Here is a 20,961-nt window from a genome sequence, read left to right on the forward strand (position 1 = left end):
ATAAGGTTTTGGCTCAATAGCTCAGGCAGGACGCAGACAGGAAGTCAGTGCCAGGGTGCTGCTGATACCGCCCTATGTCGATGGTTGGCAAAAAAGGTAACAGCAAAAAAGGCACGACAGGGAAGTACAGGGAAGACACGCTGCCAGGGATGGCAATTATATAATTAAGGTTTGGTGGTCTGGGCTATGGAGCAACTTACGGATTTAAAGGCGATATTGCATTCGAAGCGCGCCAATATTTATTACCTGGAAAAATGCCGGGTGATGCAAAAAGATGGGCGAGTGCTGTATTTGACAGAAGCTCAGAACGAGAATCAATACTGGAATATACCGATCGCTAATACCACTTGTCTCCTCCTGGGCACAGGTACTTCCATTACCCAGGCGGCAATGAGGATGTTGGCACAGGCTGGGGTGTTGGTCGGTTTTTGTGGTGGCGGTGGAACACCGTTACTGATGGCCACAGAAATTGAATGGCTGACACCACAAAGTGAATACCGTCCGACCGAATATCTTCAGGGTTGGATGAGTTTTTGGTTTGATGATGAAAAACGTCTGTCCGCCGCAAAGCAGTTTCAGCAGGCGCGTATCCGTTTTATGCATAGGGTCTGGCATAAAGACCGGGACTTGCAGCAAGCAGGCTTTCGCATTGATGATGTTGATATCGACTCCTTGCTAAAGCACTTTTCTGCACAAATTGAAAGCGCAGAGAGCGTCACCGAATTGCTGCAGTGTGAAGCCCGGACCACCAAGCAGTTATATAAGATTGCCGTTAACCGCATCGGCTATGGCGATTTTACTCGTGAGCGTGATGCAGAAGACCTCGCGAACGCGTTTCTCAATCACGGCAATTATCTCGCTTACGGTTTGGCGGCGACTACCTTGTGGGTGCTGGGTATTCCCCATGGCTTTGCTGTGATGCATGGCAAAACCCGCCGTGGTGCATTGGTGTTTGATGTCGCAGATCTGATTAAAGACACTCTGATTCTTCCCTGGGCGTTTATCTGCGCTAAAGAGAATGCAACGGAACAGGAATTCCGCCAGCAGTGCCTGCAAGCGTTCACAGACCACAAGGCGTTAGAGTTCTTGTTTGACGAAGTAAAAAATACCGCTCTGACTGGCAGCTTTGAATCATGATTGTCACATTTATCTCTCAATGCGAAAAAAACGCCCTCAAGAAAACACGACGGGTACTGGATGCGTTTGCTAATCGAATCGGCGACAACGCCTGGCAGACGGTAATTACGGCTGAAGGATTGCAGGCGGTGCGGAAATTACTGCGGAAAACCGCCAGTAAAAGTACCGCAGTCAGTTGTCACCAAATAAAAACCCGTAATCGCACTGAATTGATCTGGGTGGTCGGTAAAAAATCGGCGTTTGATCTGGATGGAAGAGTGCCAGTGAATTCTACCCAGGTGAATCGAACCTTGCGGGATGATGCCGCCGACTGGTTGTATTTACCGCTGATCCAGGCCTTGTCTGCACTGGCAGCGTTACTGCATGACTGGGGTAAGGCCAATAAGCAGTTTCAACAAAAACTGTTGGATACTTCAGGTAAGCCCGCCGGAGACGCGCTGAGGCATGAGTATTTATCCTGTCTTTTATTGCGAAAACTGTTATCAGAAAATGAATCTGGCACCGACCTAAAGTGGTTAGAACAATTGGCCAGTGGTCAGCTTCCCAACGTGAAGGCGTTAAGTAATCAAGATGAGAAACCGCTGAGCAAGTTACCGATTACCGCCCAGTTAATCAGCTGGCTGATTCTTTCTCATCATCGACTTCCATATCTGAAGGAATTTTCCGGATCTTCCGCTTCTGCTCTGTCCGATGTACTGGACTGCATTGATCAGGAGTGGGGATACGCGAACCCACAGGCACACGCGACGCTTAATGATTGCCTGACGTTTGAGCATGGCGCACTTTCGGGATCAACAAAATGGTTGAAAGAGGTGAAACGCTGGGCCAGGAAGCTGATTGAATTACAGCCTCTGGTTGAGCAGGCAGAAAAAGACGGCGTTATACGCTTGTTGCTACACCATTGCCGTTTAAGCCTGATGTTGGCTGATCATTGCTATTCATCAAAACAAGTAAATGGCCCATGGGCTGGGCAGAAACAGCTGATAGCCAATACACAAAGTAAGAAGAAGCCAGACGGTAAGGGGTTTTGCAAAAGCAATATCCCGAATCAATACCTTGACCAGCATTTACTGGGGGTTTGCGCACAGGCTAAAAAGAATACGCGGCTTTTTCCCGTTATTGAAAAGCATGGTTTAACAAGCCATGACACCGCAGCTCTTAAAAAGCGCAGCTCAGGAGCTTTCGGCTGGCAAGACAAAGCGGTTGAACGTATAAAAGTCTGGCAAAAGAGCGAAGCGGATGCTCATCAACAAGGGTTCTTTGCCGTTAATATGGCCGGCACTGGCTGCGGAAAAACCTTTGCCAATGCTAAAGTGATGCGGTGCTTGTCGAGCGATGGCGACAGTCTGCGCTTTATTCTCGCGCTGGGATTAAGAACACTGACATTACAGACCGGAGACGAATACCGGGAGAAAATATTCAGCAATGATAGTGATGGCAGTGATCTTGCCGTTTTAATTGGCTCTAAAGCCGTGAAAGAGCTGCATGAACAGAAAAACTCAGCCGGTGAATCGGAAAGGCGACCCGAAGATGACAGTCTTGAGGAAGAAAATGGCTCCGAATCGGCGCAGACACTGCTCGATACTTCGGATCAGGTTGTCTATGACGGAGAGATCCCCGAAGAAGGCCTGACGACTCTATTGTCGACGCCTAAGGATCTCGCTTTTTTTCACGCTCCGGTGCTTGCGTGTACCATCGACCATCTGATGGCTGCGGTGACGACCAAACGAGGCGGGCGCTATATCTTGCCGAGCTTACGCCTGATGTCGTCTGATCTGGTGATCGATGAAATTGATGACTTCACCGGAAACGATTCGATTGCCATTGGTCGGCTGATTCATCTGGCTGGGATGCTTGGCAGAAAAGTCATGATTTCCTCTGCGACTATTCCCCCTGCAATGGCCGAAGGTTACTTCAAAACCTATCAGCTGGGTTGGCAGCAATACGCTCGCATGCGTAACAAAAGTACCAAAGTTGGCTGTGCCTGGATTGATGAATTTAAAACCCAGGTCGCCAGTCACTACGCAACTGACCAGCAATTACTACTGGAATATTATCGTGCCAGTCATCAGAAATTTGTCGACACTCGCGTAAAAAACCTGGCCAAAGAACCAGCGAAGCGGCGTTTGGAAATAATCCCCTGCAAGTCACTGTTAAATGAGGATGAAATACGTAAAACTCAGGGTTATCAGCAAACAATCATCGATACCGCGATGGTATTGCACCAACGCCATGGCTGGAGCTGCAGCGTAAGCGGATTGACGATCTCGTTTGGCGTAGTGCGTATGGCGAATATTAATCCGGCGCTGTCGTTGACGCGATATTTGCTTGATTGTCGGGTTGCTTCTGATTACGCGATTCGCGTGATGCCATATCACAGCCAACAAGTCTTGTTGTTACGTAACGCCCAAGAGTCTCACCTTGATCAGGTGCTGAAGCGCAAAGAAAGCCCCGGAGAGCCACCTCAGGCGTTAACCAATCGAACGATTCAACGACATATCGCTGATGCAGAGAAACAAGGTTGTCATCACTTGATGTTTATTCTGGTCGCGACTCCGGTTGAAGAAGTGGGGCGGGATCATGATTTCGACTGGGCGATTATTGAGCCTTCCTCCTATCGGTCATTGGTACAAATGGCCGGACGGGTTCGGCGACATCGTACGAGTGCGGTTGAACAACCGAATATTGCGGTTTTGCAGTACAACTGGAAGGCGTTGAAAGATGACGATAAAAAAGGTCAGTGTTATTTTTTACGGCCTGGATATGAAACGGGGCAGTCAGCGGAGATCGCTGGAAAGAAACGACTATTGAAGCTAGCTGAGCATGATGTGAGCAACCTGATCGATGTTCCGAATGCGGCAAAGCAATTCAATGCAGCGGTCCGGATTAATGCGAGTGACTCAGGCAGTCGGCTGGCTATGCTTGAGCATGCCGCGATTGCTGCTGATTTATGCAGCACTGATTCAGGAAGACCCGATACCTTGCATGGTTTCCTTTCTCATCACTGGTATTTAACCAGTCTTTGTCAATACCGTGTGCCGTTTCGCCTGAGTGAGCCTGGCATCGCCTTGTATTTAGTACAGCAAGAGTCCGACGCGCCATTTTTTATCGAAAAAGATGTGACAGGAAAACCCCTGCGTTTGGAAAATGGCGAATTAAGTGACCGGGAAAGGGCACACAAGATAGAGCGCGTCGTTTTAACGCTGCAGCAAAGCAGCCGTCTTTGGTTACAACGCAGTTATGACGACCTGATCACACAACAGGCTGAATTAAGGAATATCAGCCTTTTATGGGCCAGTCTGCGTTATGGCGAAATATTACCCAGGGAAAGTGAAAACACCTGGCTCTATAACGATCAGCTTGGGCTGTTTAAAGAAATTTAATGGGAATAAAGGGAGGACTTATGCCAGATCCGGTAATACACGCCTTTTTCGAAGAACGAAAGAAGGCTTGGCTTTCCAAAGAGCTTAAATCGTCAAAGGATGAGCAAAAAATACGTCAGAAGAAGTTGGAGTGCGAAGAGCTGTATTCACGAGAGAATTGGCTGAGATTTGCATTTGAGAATAGCTATAAAAGGTCTTTAGTCAGTCATGTTTCAAAAATGACTCACCCAGATACAGGAAGTAGCAAGACTAGTCGGTCTAAGAAAACCTTTGTAACTCCAATAATATTTGAAGGTAAGTGTGAAAATGATGGGCTGTTAAGAACTGGGAATGTAAAAGGGATAGATCTTGACTCGACTGGAAATGGCACTGAGGTAAATACTATCGGAGAAGTTGGAGCGCTGCTGTCATTAGTTTTGTCAGATGGTCGTCGTTTTTATGATCATTTAATAAACGATTCCTCTTATCTTGATGATTTTTTGAAGGTGGATAACCTTGATTTGCAAAAATCTAAAGAGTCTCTAAAAGCTATGTTCAAGGAAGAGAATCAAGAAACAAACTCTCGTATCAAGCAGGTGTATTTCCCTCTCAATAATAGCGGTGATTATCACCAGCTTTCACTATTAACCAACTCAGGTATCGTCTTCGAATGTCGTAAACGACTGGATGCTATTCGGTTTGGTATCGACGAAGAAGAGGTGGGTAAGAATACGTATGAAGCAGACGTATTAACCAAAGATGAACTGAAACAGGCGCGAGATAAACGCCGAAAGAATGAATACTTCGATCAGCCATTTGACGAAATTTATGGCCTGACCACCATTGGTTATGGCGGCACCAAACCGCAAAATATCAGTGTGCTGAATAACCAGAATGGCGGTAAAGCGCATTTGCTGTTGTCGGTTCCGCCAGCTCTTGAACAGCGTGATGTGCAATTTCCGAAGAAAGACTTTTTTCAAAGTAATATTCGTTATAGTCACGGGAGAGAAGCTTTCAGGGCCCTGAATCAGATTTTCCTGGCCCCGAAAAGCGATGGCAAAATCCCATTAAAAAACCTGCGCTCTGGTCGTGATAACCGTCTGCAGCAACTGACCGATTTAGTTATTGACAGTATGTGGCAGGTTCGTCGTATCGCGAAAACACAATATCGCGAAGACACATCATTGCTACCGCGATACCAGAAGATCTGGTTACTTGATGAGTTCTCAGAGCTGCGCCAGCAGCAGGATGATTGGCTCGCTGAACTCACAACCAAAATTCGCGACTGGATCATCACAGGCCATCAGCGCACGAACAAAGAGGCTGCGGTATTGGGAGACGCTGAAATTCAATTTATTCAGAGCTTTGTTGAACAATATCAGGAGGCATTCCGATGAGTCGCGATCTGTTGGTGATACCGCATATTAAAATTCAAAACGCCAATGCCCTGTCCAGCCCATTTACCATCGGCTTTCCTGCCATGACGGCCTGGCTAGGTGCTGTTCACGCATTACAACGGAAGGTTAATCAAAGTGGGCTGGACGTCTGTTTTGAGAAAACAGGCGTGGTCTGTCATGAGTTCGATTTACAGACCTATCAGGGGCCAGGTGATTTTGTACATTCTATTGGCGGCACGGCTAATCCACTGGATAAAACAGGTTCCCGGCCAGCTTTTATTGAAGAAGCCCGCTGCCACTTAGGCGTTAGCCTGGTGATTTCAATTCCTGAGCTCAGCGGGTCCGAACAAGAGCAACTCAAAGAAATTGTTGAACGGAGTCTGGGCGGCAGAATGAAAATGGCCGCAGGGGATATTTTGAGTTTTTCACCGGTTCGGATTACTGATGATTTCAGCACGCTGAAAAATCGGCTGATGCCGGGTTATGCCATTGTCGAGCGCCGCGATTTGATGGAAGAGGCGATGACGACCATGCCGGATGCGCTGGATGCATTACTGAGTTATTTAACGGTGCGCAATCACTGTCATCAGACTGATAATGGCCAGGTAAGCTGGCAGCGACAGCGCAAACACGGTGGCTGGTTGGTTCCGGTGGCAACCGGATTTCACGGAATCAGCGACATCGGCTCGGCTAAAAACAGTCGTGATTCTGATACCCCGCATCGGTTTGCCGAAAGCCTGGTGACGCTGGGCGAATTTAAAATGCCTTATCAATTGGAAGCCGTAGAAGAATTGCTTTGGCAATATCAGGCGGACCTGGAAAACAACCTTTATCTGTGCGAACAGACACAGACTGAACAGTACTTTTAATCAAGGAGAAAGATCATGGCAAAGAAAGAGAACATTGCATCCGTACTGGCATTTGAGAAAAAACTGGTGCCTTCAGATGGTTATATGTATGGAACCGTTTGGGAGCAGCGTAACGATCAAAGTAGCGCACTGGCACTGCAAGAAAAATCAGTGCGTGGCACCATTTCAAATCGTCTGAAACCAGCGATTCAAAAAGATCCGGCAAAGCTCAATAGCGAGGTTGAAAAAGCGAACTTACAGACAGTTGATGCTTGCTCGTTAGCCCCGGAGCAAGACACACTCAAATTACATTTTACTTTAAAAATACTGGGTGGCATTGCTGAGCCGTCAGCCTGCAATAACGCAGCGTTTAAACAGAGCTATCAGAAGGCGGCGAAGCAATATGTCGAAAATGAAGGCTTTAAAGAACTGGCGCGTCGTTACGCACTGAATATTGCCAATGCACGTTTCCTGTGGCGTAACCGCGTGGGGGCAGAAAACATTGAAGTGAATGTGAAAGCGCTGAATAACAACCAGCAGCAGGAGTGGACATTTGACGCGACTCAGTTTAGCACCCGGAACTTTGATGCCGACGACCAGCAAGTCAATGCACTGGCAGCGCGTATCGCGACGGCATTAGCCAGTGACGATGATTTTCTGATGCTGGATATCTGCTGCTATGTACAGGTTGGAAAAGCGCAGGAAGTATACCCGAGTGAAGAATTAGTTCTGGATAAAGGCAAGGGCAACAAAAGCAAAATACTGTATGCCGTTGACGGCATTGCTGCCATGCATTCGCAGAAACTCGGTAATGCACTACGCACCATTGATACCTGGTATCCCGCTTTTGATGATGTTGAGCAAAGTGCAGGCCCGATCGCCATTGAGCCTTACGGTGCTGTCACTAACCTGGGCAAAGCGTTCCGTACACCGAAGGATAAGCAAGACTTTTACACCTTCTTTGATGGCTGGGCCCGTGGTGAAAAATTGAACCGAGTAGAAGACGAACACTATGTGATGGCGGTATTAGTGCGTGGTGGTGTGTTTGGCGAAAGTGATAAATAGGAACGCCTATGAAAGTCTACCAAGAACTGACATTGCTGCCTGGTGATGACATTGGCCATTATTTCCTCTGGAGTAAGGTCTACACCCAGTTGCACCTGGCGCTGGTGGAAACACAGAAAGGCAATAATCTGACCGATATAGGCATCAGTTTTCCCCAATATGACCTTAATAAAGGCCTGGGAAGAAAGCTGAGAGTCTTTGCTCCAAGCTCAGAACGCCTGCAGGCGTTAGATCTGCCGGGCAAGCTTTCACGATTGCTGGATTATGTTCACATCACCTCCATTCGTGATGTCCCTGAATCGGTAGAAGGCTATATGCGCGTGAGTCGTTGGCGCGAAAAAACCGGCATTGAGCGCCGTGCCCGCCGCTCTGCAATTAAAAAAGGAATCAGTTATGAGGCCGCACTGGCCCAGTGGCAGGAAAGAGGCTCTACCGACTTTATTCCCAAAAGCCCTTATGTTCAGTTGCAAAGCCTGAGTAATAGCAATCGCTTCCGTATCAATATCAGAGTGGAAGAGGTCGAAAGCGGTGATGGTGGCTTCAGTGTATATGGTCTGAGCAAAGGGGGGAGGGTCCCAAAATTTTGAGGGTGTTTACCCTTTTAAAAGTGCTCTTTAAAAATATGAGTAAAATCAAATGGTTGCATCAGAGGCTAAAACTTTCCTATTTCAAGAAAAAAGAAGTTAAGCACTTGATGCAACTGTTTTTTTGTAATACAAACTCTAGTTAGCCGCCGCACACGCGGCTTAGAAAAGCGACTCCTGCAGATCCAGCGCCTGTAATTTGTTAGCCGCCGCACACGCGGCTTAGAAACAGCAGATCCATATTGCGGATTGATAATTCAGGTTAGCCGCCGCACACGCGGCTTAGAAATTTCGGTTTTACGTTCCCCTGTGTTTTCCGGTGTTAGCCGCCGCACACGCGGCTTAGAAATTCATGGTAATTACGGGCTTCGTCAATCAAGTGTTAGCCGCCGCACACGCGGCTTAGAAAAGGGCAGAGGAGTGGCACAGCGATAACCCGCTGTTAGCCGCCGCACACGCGGCTTAGAAATGGACATCGAGCGTACCGATGGAAAGGATGCCGTTAGCCGCCGCACACGCGGCTTAGAAATGCATAATTAATAACCTGCGCCCGCGATGACCGTTAGCCGCCGCACACGCGGCTTAGAAAATTGAGGGTCGGCCGCGCTGAATGCACGGCGTGTTAGCCGCCGCACACGCGGCTTAGAAAAACCATCGCGCCGCCGTCGGGCTCACTCAGGAGTTAGCCGCCGCACACGCGGCTTAGAAATGTACACCTGAAGAAACACGGCTGGCACAAAAGTTAGCCGCCGCACACGCGGCTTAGAAAACCAACAGCGCGCTGAAAACCCTGCTGGCGGAGTTAGCCGCCGCACACGCGGCTTAGAAATTAATTCAAGGATTGGCTGAGGTGGCTGGAAAGTTAGCCGCCGCACACGCGGCTTAGAAAACCACAACACGAAAGCCATTATCGAGCATAAGGTTAGCCGCCGCACACGCGGCTTAGAAAGTACTCCTCCAACGTCATGTACGGGCGGGTAAGTTAGCCGCCGCACACGCGGCTTAGAAAATCAGGACGTGTAGAGTGACACCGCCGCAGATGTTAGCCGCCGCACACGCGGCTTAGAAAGGGAACGTCTGAAAGCCGGTTACTTCGTTTGTGTTAGCCGCCGCACACGCGGCTTAGAAAATTACTCGGGGGGTTGCGGAATGCGGGATAGGGTTAGCCGCCGCACACGCGGCTTAGAAAGGTGGTGGCTCAGCCGTTGTGCGCCAAACCGTGTTAGCCGCCGCACACGCGGCTTAGAAATGTGATCGTGATCTGACGGTGCGCTGTGAGGTGTTAGCCGCCGCACACGCGGCTTAGAAAGCCTGCTGCGCCGCACTCAGCGCCTCATCCATGTTAGCCGCCGCACACGCGGCTTAGAAAACGTACCAACATTGACAACGATTGGACCAGCCGTTAGCCGCCGCACACGCGGCTTAGAAAAGGTTCTGATTTTCGATCCGTAACGTTTTGGTGTTAGCCGCCGCACACGCGGCTTAGAAAAGCAGACGAGCGCTCCTGATGCTGCTGCAGCAGTTAGCCGCCGCACACGCGGCTTAGAAAAGCGACGAATACGCCACCTCAATCCGTGCGCCGTTAGCCGCCGCACACGCGGCTTAGAAACTCACCGTGGCGGTGATGACCTCATCCACCGCGTTAGCCGCCGCACACGCGGCTTAGAAAACTCAAAGCTGACGCAGCCATCATTGCCCAATGTTAGCCGCCGCACACGCGGCTTAGAAAAGAAACTGCAACCCAGATGGGCGCAGTGGACTGTTAGCCGCCGCACACGCGGCTTAGAAAGTCAGGTCAGGTTGATTGCGTCACTGTTTCACGTTAGCCGCCGCACACGCGGCTTAGAAATCGATTATGAGCAGGATCTGACCGCCCGGACGGTTAGCCGCCGCACACGCGGCTTAGAAAAGCATCTCAGAGGGCCGGGCCGCCGTCGCCAAGTTAGCCGCCGCACACGCGGCTTAGAAAGCTGCCTCTTTATCCAGTACGCGGCGCATCCAGTTAGCCGCCGCACACGCGGCTTAGAAAGCAATAACCGTGCGTTGTGCGTTGCTGGCGTAGTTAGCCGCCGCACACGCGGCTTAGAAATTGAGGAATCTCAGTCGCTCCAGTGCCTGTAGGTTAGCCGCCGCACACGCGGCTTAGAAAAAACGGTTAGACATGCCAGACAGGTCTGTAATGTTAGCCGCCGCACACGCGGCTTAGAAATGTAATGGCTGGACGAAAAAAAAGCACCGTGAAGTTAGCCGCCGCACACGCGGCTTAGAAAACAAGACAAAGCGGCCCGCGCCTGGGCACGTAGTTAGCCGCCGCACACGCGGCTTAGAAATATGCGTAACATCACACCGGCCCAGGTAACACGTTAGCCGCCGCAGATCGGCACGATGGCCAACGGCTGGGCGAGCATTCGGTGCTGGCGGGGTATTTTGGTTAATTTGTTGGCCGCAAGCGCTGACTATGGCTATCGCGGACAGGGTCCGCTCCCACGCAACTCCAGTGGTGGGTGGCTGCAAGCGCTGAATGTTGCTGTAACGGTGGGTTGCGCTGCGCTTACCCACCCTACATAAACCTATAAATGAATGTGTGAAGAAGATAGGCGCAAGGAGACGCTTTATTGAAAAAAGAAAACAGCAATCTCCATATAAAGCCAAAAGCAGATCAACATCGTTCCTGGCAGGGAGCACTGTTTTTGCTGGCAATGATCATAGGCTTTCCATCGCTGATGATTTACCTGGAGTTTCACGGCCATGATGTCGGTGAGGTGTTCGCCTTGGTGGTGGGCTTTATCATGCTCGGCATGTTTGTGTTTGTTTTCCTCGGTCTGTTATTCGCTTTGTTGCCTGGGTTGATGTATCCGTTGGTGCTGTTGGCGTATCCATTGATTGTTCTGTGGCAGGGGCTGGCCAGGTTCTTTGGCCGCAGGCGCTGAGCGTTACTTTCCCCGAAGTGTAGCTACAACAAGTATCGCGGACAGGGTCCGCTCCCACAGTTGAAAAGTGCTCCCACAATTGAGAAGTGCTCCAGAATTGAGAAGTGTTTTGATGATGTGGGAGGGGACCTTGTCCCCGAAAAGACTAAAACCTACGGTAATACCGACTCCGCGTCGGCATTCTCCAGACTAAACACCAGCTCAACATCAAAGCCGTTATTCCCCTGTTTACTGCCACACTGGCGGTTATCACACTCATCGTGCTGGCAGTGTGTTGCCTGAGTGTTGGTATTACTGTTGTTATGAGTGTTTCTATGAATGCCGGTCTGGCCGTTATTGGCACTGCCAGGCCATTCAATCCGGCCGCCCATCAGTTCGGTCACCAGGTTGTAAGTCTGGTACAGGCCGAGGCCTTTATGTGAGGCCTGTTGCCGCTGGGTGGTGTAAAACGGCAAAAAGATCTGTTGCTGTTGTTGCGGGTCGATGCCTTTGCCGTTGTCGCTGTAACGCAGACGCAGGTGATCACGATCGTCGCGGATGCAAATACGGGCCTGCAGCTGTTGCGTCGCCGCCAGGCCGGGGTTGTGTTTCAGTGAGTTGCGTACCAGCTGGTTGAGAATTTTCTCCAGTGCTTCGGGGTAGCTGTACCATTCTGCGGCAAAGCTGTGCACTTCCACCAGCAGCTGGATGTCGCGGAACTCCTGCTGCTGTCGTTGTTGCCAGTCCTGCAGCCAGCTGCGCAGGGCAATGCTTAATCGCTGGTAATCTTTGGTGACTACCACCGCATCCTGCATCAGCTGGTTCAGTTCAATCAGGCGTTGTAATGACGCATCGATGTGCTCCAGTCCCTGCTGGCATAGCTGCTGATGGTCGCCGGGCAGTTCCTGCAGCTGATCTTCGATAAAACTTTTGCTCATGCGCATATTGCCCAGCGGGGTGTTCATTTCGTGGGACACCCCCATCACCAGTTGCCGCAGCGACTGGGTTTTTTCCTCTTGTAGTTGTTTCAGTTGCGCTTCCTGCAGATAGGCTTCGGTAATGTCCTGGGCGGAACCGACCCAGCTGGCACTTTCGCTTTCCAGTGCACGGCGCAACGACAACCGGGCAATGACGGTACGGTCGCTGTGATACGCCCTGATGGGGGTAATAAACCCCTGTACCCCGGCCTGGCTTTGTAAGGTTTGCATCAGTTGCTGGTAGTCGCTGTCGCGGACAAATAAATCCTGAAAGTCACCGTCCAGCTGGCCCGGGTTATTCACCCCCACCAACCGGCACCAGGCGGGGTTGGCTTTGATGATGTTTTGTCGTTCATCGAGCTGGAACTGGCCGGTGTAGGAGTTCTGGTACAGGTCTTCGTAATTGCGCAGATGGCGGATGGCTTCTTCCTGGCTGGCGAGCAGGGCTTTGCGGCTTTCCAGTTGTTCGTTCTGTAGCTGGGTAATGCGTTCGCCCAGTGCCAGCGATAACAATACCATTTCGATAAATGAACCGATCTGGTAGCCATACAGAGTAAACATATTGGTGGGGATCAGACCCATGCCTGCGGCGTTACCCATAATAAACCCGGCGATAAACACCGCCCAGGCAATGGTGAAAAACCGCGCAGAGGTGAGTCCGCGACGCCAGAAACGAATACCAATCACCAGGCAGCTGAAGGCGATCAGCATACCCAGCACGTTTTGCCAGGCCACCAGGGTGCCGTAGGGCAGCAAGGGGTTGAGTAGCAGGATCAGGATCGCCAGCAGACGGTAGCCGCGGAATAACTGCCAGGCGGTGGGGCTGTGTTGCCGGAGGTTAAGAAAGTCGGCCGGGAAAATGGTCATCGCAATCAGGCTGAGAGAAAACGCTGCCGGCAGCACAAAACGATTGATATCCGGGTTGTCCGGCCATAACCACTGGAACGCCAGCCCGGTGTAACTCATATGGAACATCAGAAAGGTGAAGACAAAGGCGCTGTAGGATAAATAACTGCGTTCGCGGGTGGAGAAAAACAAAAACAGGTTATACAGCCCCATAATCAGCAGGGCGCTGAGATAACCGCCACGGGTCAGGCTGTCGCGTAATAAATCACGCTCAAGGCTGGTGGCGTCGCTGATATCAATCGGCAGATGGAAGGTGCCGCTGGTCTGGACCCGCAGCAATAACCAATATTCCTGCCCGGCCGCGATATCAAGCGGCAGGGTGATGTCGGGGTGAGGGTAAGCCCGCTGATCAAAGGTTGATAAATCGCCGCCCTGCTGATGCTGGCAGACACCGGCCGACAGCGGCAGATCCACCGGGCAGAGGTAGGCGTCGACGTAATCCAGTGACGGGTAATGAATATGCAGCAGCCAGTCGGTGTTGGGCAGCTGATTGGTGATCCGGCTGCGTAACCAGTAAGCCGAGTTGCTGAAGCCAAAATTCAGGTAATCGTGTTGCGGTTGTTGCCAGTCGGGTTCAGCAAAGGCCTGCTCTGCGGTCAGCCGGGCGTCCGGGTCTTCGAGGTAGCGGGCATAGGGCGCGAGGGCGTTGGCGCCGGCCTGTTGCAGTGTCAGAACGGGCGCAGCGGCAGAATCTTCGGCGGCGAACGGTGCCGGATTGGCGGCGGCAACAGCACAACACAACAGCGCGCCGAGCAGAAACAGGATTTGTGATAACCGGGAACTCGTGACAACCACACCACACCTTCCGTTATTCGTTATTTTTGTTGTTATTGATGTTTTATACGCATTGTGACTGAGGTTTTCCAGCCTTCAGCTGATCGCGCGAATCATCACTGTCAGCCAGATTACCAGGCCAATAATAAGCGTGGCCCACTCCGGGCCGGTCAGTTCGGTGTTCTGAGCATAAAAGTGCATGCGTTTGTCGTGGATCAGGTTAATCGCCTGGTTCACCAGCAGGTTAGGGAGCAAGGTCAGCATAAACACCAGGGCTCCCCAGGGGTGACCGGTGGCCAGCAGCCAGATCGGCATCAGGGTAAAAATCAGATACAGGGCAAACACCCGGTACGGGTGCCAGCGCGGGGTTTCGTTATCGTCGCGGCATTGCTGGTGGACGCGGCGATACAGGTCGAGCTGAAACACCACACTCAGCAGGGTGCGCAATGGCGGGTTCAGGCCGGGGTCGCGCCGTTGCAGTTGTTGCCAGTTGTAATAACTCCACAACAAGCCGTATAAGCCAAACGTCGCCAGCGACAGCTCAATCAGTTTTTCCGTACCAATCTGGTAAAAAAGCGCCTTTTCCCGGGTTTCTGTGTGCTCTTGCATACTGATGCTGGCCATTGCTGTGGTGGTTGATTATGGCCTCAGTATACCCGGTTTAGTGCGCCGGGGAACGGCGGAGGCGGTAACGGCTTTTTATCCGCTGGCAGAACTGGTTTTCGCGCCGCGCTTTCAGTAATCTAGGCCGGTTTAGTCAGCGCCATTATTGAGAGTGTATGTTTTTCGAACAGGAACGGGTTCAGTTTTTCCGCCCGCTTACCGGTAAATACCGGGCTCAGGTGAGGGAATGTCTGCGCGAGTTGTACCAGCGGCTGTACAGCTCCAGCAGTGCCGATTACGGCCAGGCACTGGCACGCGACACCATGGTTGAAATTTTTCAGGAAGCGCTGATACGGGCGCCGCAGCTGGCCGATGGCGACGACGCTGGCGACAGTGACGCGGATGCTGGCCATGAAGGCCGCTTTAAAAACAGCCGCGAACACGCCGTCTGGGTACTGAACCAGTTACAGGAACATGGCTGGGTGGAAAAACAGGTGGATGAAGCCACCTTACAAAGCACGTTTGCCTTCAGTCGTTACGGCCGTATCTTCACCGAACCTTTTGTGGCTGAAAGCCGTACCAGTGCCCGTACCCGGCACCGTAACACCCGTAATACCCGTAACTCGCTGGAATCTTTTCTGGAGCGGGGTGATGTATACGACCTGCTCGACGCCTACGAATATTCCGAACGTATTATCAGCGATTTCACCGATGTGATTGCTGAGCTGGAAGAACGTAAACGCGATCTGGTACGGGAAATGGAAGATCAGTTATTGGTACAACGTGCCAGTGAAGCGTTTTTCGATTTTATGGAAAACCGCTTTCAGCCGGATCTGTCGGTGCGTTTGTCGGCCGATAATGTCGAAAAACACCGCGATCAGATCAGCGGCTTAATTGCCGGCATCCGTAAAAAAGACAAAGTGTTTAAAGCCGCGGCAGAAAAACGCCTGCGTGAGCTGCTGCCGGAACTGGCCCGTCAGGGGCAGTCGGTATTATGGAACATCCTCGATGGCATTGAATTGCGGTTGCGTAACGCCAGCGATGTGATGTTGCCGGCCCTGCGCCGGGCGCTGCAGAGCTTCACCAAACGCGCCGATATTATTATCCGTCAGATGAGTTATCTGGCATCGCAGCAGCACAATGATGTGTTGTCGGTGTGTAAACACCTGACGTCGCTACCGGCAACGCAGCAGGATGCGTTATTGGCCCGGGCCGGGGAAATGATGGCGGTGCCGGAAGTGGCCTTTGTTGATCCGGCCTCGGTGAAACTGCACGCCAGCCGCAACCGCCGTATTGTTGATGCCGGGCTGGATGATGGCAGTGGTGACTTTGATCTGGATGCGCGGAAAGACATTTATATCCAGCAAGTACTCGACCAGGCGTTTCTGGTTAACCAGCAGGCGTTGCGTTCTTATATGCGCCGCCATCTGACCGCCGGCGCTAAAATTTCCACCCGTGATCTGCCGATCGAAAGCGCGCAGGACTTCCTGGCGGTGTCGCATGCCATTGGCCTGGGCGCGTCCGACGGATTGTCCAGCGAGTTTGAATTCCGCATTGACTATGCCGACGGCTGTGGCCCGGAATTACCCAATACCACCCACCAGAGTGATGGTGCGGCGGCTGAATTTTTTCAACGTAAAGACCACTTCAGTTTTGAACTGGTACTGAAAGACACTCCGCAAACGCCAGCGGCGGAATAACGGAGAACGGACCGATATGTTACAAGCAATCGATAAAGAATTAGAAAAGCAGGGCCTGAACCAGCGTGAATTTTCTGAGCTGGTGGTGCGGCTGCTCGACTACGGCGTGATCTGCCGGGACGAAAGTCAGATCGAACAACAATTGTACGACCGTTATTTACGCCTGGAAGAACTGGTGGCGGATTATTTAACCGTGCTGGGGGTGCGCATCCAGCATGATCCGCGCTTCCAGTTTGTGCGCTTGTTTCCGCCGGGTGCTCAGGTGCCGGGTATGGATGAAGATCAGCAGCAGTCTGGTAATCAGGCATTCCGCAGCCGTTTAAGTCAGAGTGAAGTGGCGCTCACCATCGTATTACGGGCGCAATACGATAAGGCCCTGCGCGAAGGTTTAGTCGACGAGCAGGGCTGTGTCATGGTGTCGCTGGAAAGCCTGGCGATTGCGATGAAAAACCTGCTGAAGCGCACACTGCCGGATAATTTAACCGAACGTAAACAGCTGTTTCGCCGGCTGAAACAATTACGTCTGGTGCAGATCAGTAACGAAGACCAGCTTACCGACGGCGATCTGTGGTTGCGGGTGCGGCCGATGATTATGAGTTACGTCAGCGATCAGGTGTTGTCGGAACTGATGGCCGGTGACGACGATGGCGCTGAGGTTGTTGCCGCGGAGGACACCGCAGCAGCCGGAAACGCAGACGCGGCAGAAGAAGCAGAAGAAGCAGAAGAAGCAGAGGATGCAGAGGATGCAGAGGATGCAGAGGATGCAGAAGCTGAAACCGCAGAAGACGCTCAAGCTGAAACCGCAGAAGATGCTCAAGCTGAAACCGCAGAAGAGGCTCAAGCTGAAGCAGCAGAAGACGCGCAATCGGATAACGACGAAACGCCAGCCAGTTTATTCGGGGAATAACAGACACCATGTTTTTAAAGAAATTTGTTTACGTAAACTGGGGCAATATTCCGGCAACCGAATTTGAATTTGGTCCGATCAATTTATTGTCGGGTGGTAATGGCTCGGGTAAAACCACCGCCGCCGATGCGGTGCAAACCATTATGACGGCGGCGCACGACACCCTGTTTCACTATAACCCGGGTCAGGACGAAGCCACCCAGCGTGGTCGTGGCAAAAATGTCCGTACTCTGGCGTCTTATGTATTGGGGTGTGATGACGGTTCTTACGCCCGGCCTAACGGTGCAGTGGGTTACCTGGCGGCGGTGTTTCATCCGACCCAGGGTGAAAGTGGCGAACCCTTTACCGCAGTTATTGGTGTCAGCGCCAGTATTGATCGTGCCGGCAGTCAGGCGGTAGCGCGCCAGAACGATTTGCAGTTTTTTATTGTCGCCGGTGAACAGCTGACGTTATCGGATTTTCTTAACGAACAGCTGATTGACGGTCAGAGCGAAAGTCAGAAAAGTGTGATCCCGCTGAATAAACTGGCGGCCAACTTAAAGCGCCGCATCAGTGGCGACCATATCGAAAAATACGATACCAAAAAACAATATCTGCGGCGTTTATACGGCGCCTTGCGCGGCCGTCATGATGCCGTCAGCGAGCGCGAAGCGATGAATGCGGCGCGCACCTTCTCGCGCTTTATGGCGTATAAGCCGGTGAAAAGCATCAATGGTTTTGTGCAGAACGAAATTCTCGAAGCCAAGGATCTGGGAGATGCCATCCGCAGCGTATCGGATTTAATGAAAACCATTTATGCGATGGAATCCGATGCCAACACGCTGGCGGAAACGATTCAGATTTTAACCAATACCAAAGGCGCATCTGACCGTTATATCGATCAGTGGATCGATTACAACGTGCTGGAATACACCGCCGCTAAAAGCCGTTATTTAAACGATCAGCGGGCCTATTTAACCGCCAAAGAAGCACAGCAGGCGCTGCGTGAACGGCTGACCAACAGCGAAAAAGAACGCGACGTTTCTCAGGAGCGGCGTAAACAATTACGCGAACAGCTGATCTCGATGGAAGCCCAGCGCCGCGGCATCGATGCGTTGCAGGATAAAGATGCGGCCGAGCAGGCGATCGAAGACGGTAAGCGCCGTCTGCAGCAACAGGCGGTGCCGTTGCTGGAACAGGAGCAGATGTTACAGGCCAGTTTGCGCGCCACTGAGCTGGTCTACGGTGCGCTGCAGAAAACCTCCATCGGGCTGGAAATTCCAACCCTGGGATCGAAAAAAATCGCGGAACAGGCGAAGCAGGTGCTGGCGATTAAAGATCAGGGCGCGGTCGATTTCCGCAAACTGATGGGCAAAGACTGGATCGATTTGTCGCCGCTGGAAGCCCACCTCGACGATGCCCGGGCACAACAAAGCCTGATGAACCAATGGCGCGACCGGTTCCACGATACCGAACTGGAAAGTTCCGGTATTTCGCTGCGAGATCAGATTGCCAAGCAGGTGGATAAACGCGAACAGAAGCTGCAACAGGTTCAGGGACGTATGGCGCAGAAACAGGCGGATATCGATAGCCTGGAAGCGCGTCAGTTAAATTATCCGGGCTTTGTGCGTCAGGCGCTGGAAGTGATCCGGCGCGAATGTCCGCAGGCGGATCCACGTGTGCTGGCCGACTACGTCGAAATTACCGACCCGGCCTGGCAGAGTGCCATTGAAGGTTATATCGGTGGTGCGCGTTTCAGTATCCTGGTGGAGCCGGCGTTTGAAGCGGAAGCCGCAGCTATTTTACGTTCGATTCCCGGCGGTAGCCGGGCGCGGGTGATTCAGGGCGAAAAAGCGAAAAAAGATTGTGACCGTATCCGTGTGCCGGCCAACTCCATTATTCATTTAATGGAATTTGAGCACGCCACCGCCCGTTATTATCTGGAAGCCAGTTACGGCACGGTAGAGCAGGTTGAGGATATTCACGCGTTACGTATGACCCGGCGCGGGGTTACCCGCGAAGGACTGGGTTCCGGTTCTTATTCGATTTACCGTTGTGACCTCGACGATACCGAACTGGTGTTTGGTCTGGGCGCACGTGAGCGGGCACTGGCAGCGAAAAAATCCGAACTCGACAGTCTGGCGGAACAGGCGAATGAAGCCCAATTCCAGCTGCGCCAGGTTGAGCAGTTCCAGGATGCGGTGAATTTATTACGCCACGTCAGCTTTGCCGATCAGATGCAGTCGATGCTGGATATTCATTATCAGATGCAACAGGCGGAAAATGCCTTAACGCATGTCGATGTCTCTGATTTTGCCCATATCGAAGGGGAATTCAGCGCGTTAAAAGAAAAAGCCGATGATCTGGATGCCCAGATCAAAGATCTGGACGGTGAGCTTGGGCGTTTGCAGCAACAGCTGAACGACAGCGAACGCTTATGTAAAAAATTATCCGACGAGCAGGAACGTACCGCCGGGATTGCCGACGGCAAGGAAGAAAATTTACGTCATATCGTATCCGTGTGGCCGGAGTTCGATACCGAGGCGCGGTTAAAAGCGGCCGATGATCAAGCCGCCGACAGCCCGGTGGATGCGATTGAAAATCAGCGTAAAACCATCCATCAGGAACTGAACAGCACGGCTTACGAGATCGAACGTAATATCAACGAACATAACCTGCGCTGTCAGACGGTGGATGCCATTGTGTATACCCCGGATTACCGCGATGAACACGGCGTCGGTTTCTTTAAATCCGTGTGTGGTTTAGAGCGCGAAGTGGAGCGGGTTCATAACCGCCTGAAGAATAATATTCTGGTGGAGAAGCAGGAACAGCTGGTGCAGCTGCGCGAAAGTTTTAACAACGCCTTTGTCACCAATTTATGCCATTCGATTTATCAGGCGATTAATGATGGCAAACGTATCCTGGAAGATCTGAACAAAGAGCTGGCCCACCACCAGTTTGGTGCCGACCGCGAAACCTACTGGTTCGACTGGCAGTGGGTGCCGGAATATAAAGAATACTGGCAGTTCTTCGAAGAGATTATCAAGAACCCGTCGCTGGGAGATGGTGCGACGTTATTTGACGCCGATTTACCCAAAGCGGCACAGCGGGTGCGTGATCAGCTGATGAATATGCTGCTCGATGACGATGAACAAAAAGCCATGCGTGAGCTGGAGCGGATTTCCGATTACCGCAATTACCGCGCCTACGAAATTTATAAGCAACCGGCCAATAAAGAGCCGATTGCCCTGAGCCAATATGGCACCGGCTCCGGTGGGCAGTTGGAAACACCGGCGTATATTATCCGCTCAGCCGCGATTACCTCGGCGTTCCGTTTTAACGAAGGGGATACTCACCTGCGGGTGGTGCTGGTGGATGAGGCGTTCTCTAAAATGGACGAAACCCGTTCCAAAGAGGTGATTAATTACCTCACCGAAAGCCTCGGCTTACAGCTGTTGTTTATTATGCCAACCAGTAAATCCGGGCCTTTTATGGACCTGATTTCCAACCAGTTTGTGTTCTCCAAAGTGCCGTTAGTGGGTGGCCAGAGCAAAGGCGAGCTGCAAACCAAGGTACTGGTCGACCGGCAGCAGTGTAACCAGGAAAAAGTCAAAGAGTTGTGGGCCAATCACCGGCGCACTATTCGTCATCAGGCCGGGCTGGATTTTATGGAGGAATTCGCTTAAAAAACTACCTGCGTAGCCTGAACTGCGTTAAAAATCAGCTTAAAATGCTCATTTATCACTTATAAACTGCGCTTTTTCGCTGATTTTATGCCTTGTTCTGACTGCCTCGGAAACGTTTTTTAGTAGT

At 51.6% G+C, this 20,961-nt stretch carries 12 protein-coding genes and 1 CRISPR repeat array; of the genes, 10 read left to right on the forward strand and 2 right to left on the reverse strand.

Annotated features, from left to right (window positions below; all coding sequences use genetic code 11):
- Positions 1-186 precede the first annotated feature (186 nt).
- The 7 genes from cas1f to ACFOMG_RS06490 all read left to right on the forward strand — a co-directional run bounded on the left by cas1f (position 187) and on the right by ACFOMG_RS06490 (position 11,323).
- Complete coding sequence (cas1f, locus tag ACFOMG_RS06460) at positions 187-1,137, forward strand: type I-F CRISPR-associated endonuclease Cas1f (RefSeq protein ID WP_376865521.1); 951 nt, start codon at positions 187-189, stop codon at positions 1,135-1,137.
- Entirely contained in the window at positions 1,134-4,520 is a 3,387-nt protein-coding gene (cas3f, locus tag ACFOMG_RS06465; protein WP_376865523.1) for a type I-F CRISPR-associated helicase Cas3f, read from the forward strand. The genes cas1f and cas3f overlap by 4 nt, the downstream gene beginning before the upstream one ends.
- A 20-nt stretch (positions 4,521-4,540) precedes the next feature.
- Positions 4,541-5,896 carry a type I-F CRISPR-associated protein Csy1 gene (locus ACFOMG_RS06470; protein ID WP_376865524.1) on the forward strand — a complete coding sequence of 452 codons (1,356 nt, stop codon included), beginning with the start codon at positions 4,541-4,543 and terminating at the stop codon, positions 5,894-5,896.
- Complete coding sequence (csy2, locus tag ACFOMG_RS06475) at positions 5,893-6,765, forward strand: type I-F CRISPR-associated protein Csy2 (RefSeq protein WP_376865525.1); 873 nt, start codon at positions 5,893-5,895, stop codon at positions 6,763-6,765. Before ACFOMG_RS06470 ends, csy2 begins: the two co-directional genes overlap by 4 nt.
- A 15-nt stretch (positions 6,766-6,780) precedes the next feature.
- Positions 6,781-7,809 carry a type I-F CRISPR-associated protein Csy3 gene (csy3, locus tag ACFOMG_RS06480; RefSeq protein WP_376865526.1) on the forward strand — a complete coding sequence of 343 codons (1,029 nt, stop codon included), beginning with the start codon at positions 6,781-6,783 and terminating at the stop codon, positions 7,807-7,809.
- An 8-nt stretch (positions 7,810-7,817) separates the two neighbouring features.
- Positions 7,818-8,396, forward strand: coding sequence for a type I-F CRISPR-associated endoribonuclease Cas6/Csy4 (cas6f, locus tag ACFOMG_RS06485; protein WP_376865527.1), 579 nt, complete (start codon positions 7,818-7,820; stop codon positions 8,394-8,396).
- Between the two features lie 138 nt (positions 8,397-8,534).
- Positions 8,535-10,723: a CRISPR direct-repeat array (repeat unit 28 nt; unit sequence GTTAGCCGCCGCACACGCGGCTTAGAAA).
- A gap of 285 nt (positions 10,724-11,008) precedes the next feature.
- Positions 11,009-11,323, forward strand: a complete 315-nt coding sequence (locus ACFOMG_RS06490; protein WP_376865528.1) for a hypothetical protein — start codon at positions 11,009-11,011, stop codon at positions 11,321-11,323.
- 152 nt (positions 11,324-11,475) lie between these two features.
- Here ACFOMG_RS06490 and ACFOMG_RS06495 read toward each other — a convergent pair whose 3' ends face one another.
- Positions 11,476-13,980, reverse strand: coding sequence for a 7TM diverse intracellular signaling domain-containing protein (locus tag ACFOMG_RS06495; RefSeq protein WP_376865529.1), 2,505 nt, complete (start codon positions 13,978-13,980; stop codon positions 11,476-11,478).
- A gap of 75 nt (positions 13,981-14,055) precedes the next feature.
- Positions 14,056-14,568 carry a hypothetical protein gene (locus ACFOMG_RS06500; protein WP_376865531.1) on the reverse strand — a complete coding sequence of 171 codons (513 nt, stop codon included), beginning with the start codon at positions 14,566-14,568 and terminating at the stop codon, positions 14,056-14,058.
- A 170-nt stretch (positions 14,569-14,738) separates the two neighbouring features.
- Between ACFOMG_RS06500 and ACFOMG_RS06505 the strand changes: the two genes are divergently transcribed.
- From ACFOMG_RS06505 to ACFOMG_RS06515, 3 genes are read left to right on the forward strand one after another with little or no spacing between them, the layout of a single operon-like run.
- Entirely contained in the window at positions 14,739-16,262 is a 1,524-nt protein-coding gene (locus ACFOMG_RS06505; protein WP_376865533.1) for a Wadjet anti-phage system protein JetA family protein, read from the forward strand.
- A 16-nt stretch (positions 16,263-16,278) separates the two neighbouring features.
- The gene (locus ACFOMG_RS06510) at positions 16,279-17,169 is read left to right on the forward strand and encodes a DUF4194 domain-containing protein (protein ID WP_376865534.1); all 891 of its coding nucleotides are present in this window, start codon (positions 16,279-16,281) and stop codon (positions 17,167-17,169) included.
- Between the two features lie 8 nt (positions 17,170-17,177).
- Positions 17,178-20,834, forward strand: coding sequence for an ATP-binding protein (locus ACFOMG_RS06515; RefSeq protein ID WP_376865535.1), 3,657 nt, complete (start codon positions 17,178-17,180; stop codon positions 20,832-20,834).
- Positions 20,835-20,961: the final 127 nt, after the last annotated feature.

The sequence above is a fragment of the Bacterioplanoides pacificum genome, assembly GCF_042648445.1.
Taxonomy (GTDB): Bacteria; Pseudomonadota; Gammaproteobacteria; order Pseudomonadales; family Oceanobacteraceae; genus Bacterioplanoides; species Bacterioplanoides pacificum.

What these genes read in the sequence shown, in the direction of transcription:
- cas1f (WP_376865521.1), top strand. Translation starts at nt 187, where the DNA reads ATGGAGCAACTTACGGATTTAAAGGCGATATTGCATTCGAAGCGCGCC.
- cas3f (WP_376865523.1), top strand. Translation starts at nt 1,134, where the DNA reads ATGATTGTCACATTTATCTCTCAATGCGAAAAAAACGCCCTCAAGAAA.
- ACFOMG_RS06470 (WP_376865524.1), top strand. Translation starts at nt 4,541, where the DNA reads ATGCCAGATCCGGTAATACACGCCTTTTTCGAAGAACGAAAGAAGGCT.
- csy2 (WP_376865525.1), top strand. Translation starts at nt 5,893, where the DNA reads ATGAGTCGCGATCTGTTGGTGATACCGCATATTAAAATTCAAAACGCC.
- csy3 (WP_376865526.1), top strand. Translation starts at nt 6,781, where the DNA reads ATGGCAAAGAAAGAGAACATTGCATCCGTACTGGCATTTGAGAAAAAA.
- cas6f (WP_376865527.1), top strand. Translation starts at nt 7,818, where the DNA reads ATGAAAGTCTACCAAGAACTGACATTGCTGCCTGGTGATGACATTGGC.
- ACFOMG_RS06500 (WP_376865531.1), bottom strand. Translation starts at nt 14,568, where the DNA reads ATGCAAGAGCACACAGAAACCCGGGAAAAGGCGCTTTTTTACCAGATT.
- ACFOMG_RS06505 (WP_376865533.1), top strand. Translation starts at nt 14,739, where the DNA reads ATGTTTTTCGAACAGGAACGGGTTCAGTTTTTCCGCCCGCTTACCGGT.
- ACFOMG_RS06510 (WP_376865534.1), top strand. Translation starts at nt 16,279, where the DNA reads ATGTTACAAGCAATCGATAAAGAATTAGAAAAGCAGGGCCTGAACCAG.
- ACFOMG_RS06515 (WP_376865535.1), top strand. Translation starts at nt 17,178, where the DNA reads ATGTTTTTAAAGAAATTTGTTTACGTAAACTGGGGCAATATTCCGGCA.